This is a genomic window from Delftia sp. CH05, from assembly GCF_009827015.1.
Lineage (GTDB): Bacteria > Pseudomonadota > Gammaproteobacteria > Burkholderiales > Burkholderiaceae_C > Comamonas > Comamonas tsuruhatensis.
This window is the reverse complement of the sequence record NZ_WUMG01000107.1, coordinates 1-959: the sequence shown is the minus strand read 5'-3', so window position 1 is coordinate 959 and position 959 is coordinate 1. Positions and strand designations below refer to the sequence as shown.

The 959-nt window shown below is 58.5% G+C and carries 2 protein-coding genes; both read left to right on the top strand.

Features of this window, described 5'->3' with window-relative positions; translation table 11 throughout:
* Positions 1-262, top strand: a 262-nt coding sequence (locus tag GRX31_RS30400) for an integrase core domain-containing protein (RefSeq protein WP_160856262.1), incomplete at its 5' end; no start/stop codon positions are given.
* Between the two features lie 457 nt (positions 263-719).
* Positions 720-959 (top strand): transposase (locus GRX31_RS30395; RefSeq protein ID WP_160856264.1); only part of this gene is annotated, 240 nt, incomplete at its 3' end.

Here is a 959-nt window from a genome sequence, read left to right as displayed (position 1 = left end):
CGCTCTGGGCCTGAAGCCCATTAACACTCCCGTCTGCAGCCCGCAGAGCAACGGCATGGCCGAGAGCTTCGTCAACACCTTCAAGCGCGACTATGTGGCGCGCATGGACCTGAGTGACGCGCAGACGGTACTGGCGCAACTGCCAGCGGCCTTCGAGCACTTCAACGAGGTGCATCCGCATTCTTCGCTGAAAATGCGGTCGCCTCGGGAGTTCAGGCGGCAACACGCTGCAGGGGCTGACCAGCTGCTTTATTGCGAATAGGGTGGGGTCGGGAATACGGGGGCGACATCACCCATCGGGAGCGTTCGGTCACAGCCGCATAGCGCTCACCAGAGCACCAAGGATCAAGCCGGCCGAGTGACGGATTTCCAGGTAAGTAGCCGATGATGACCCGGGAAGTTGTGCAGTCCGCTATTGCGGCGCCATGAATAGGCGCTGCCGATGTGAACCAGACATTGGGCTCCGTTCCCCGAAAGCAGTCAGAACCCGATCCACTAACAATCCTAAAAGTGCCACTGGAAAGCTAAGACCCAGCCTACTGGTTTAGTTCCGCAGGTTCCTCTGCGATATTATTACGTTTAGGCGCCGCATCACACACCCTCGATAAAGTGGAGAAGCATGGACTGGCTTACGTTCATCAGCAAGTTAGTTGACTCTTAAGAGTGGCTAACACCACTTCGTCACAGGCCCCCGCAGAGCAGTTATGCTCGCTGCCCTCATGGCACGACGACCTGTAAGCAAAGAACTGTGGCGACAGCTACAACCCCTCATCCCTGCCTTCGTACCTTCCGCCAAAGGCGGTGCGCGCAAGCTCGCAGTCAGCGATGAAGCCGCCCTCAACGGCATCCTGTTTGTGTTGCAAACAGGCATTCCGTGGGAAGACCTTCCCCAATCCCTTGGGTACGGCAGCGGCATGACTTGCTGGCGCCGCCTACGCGACTGGAACGCCGCTGGCTGG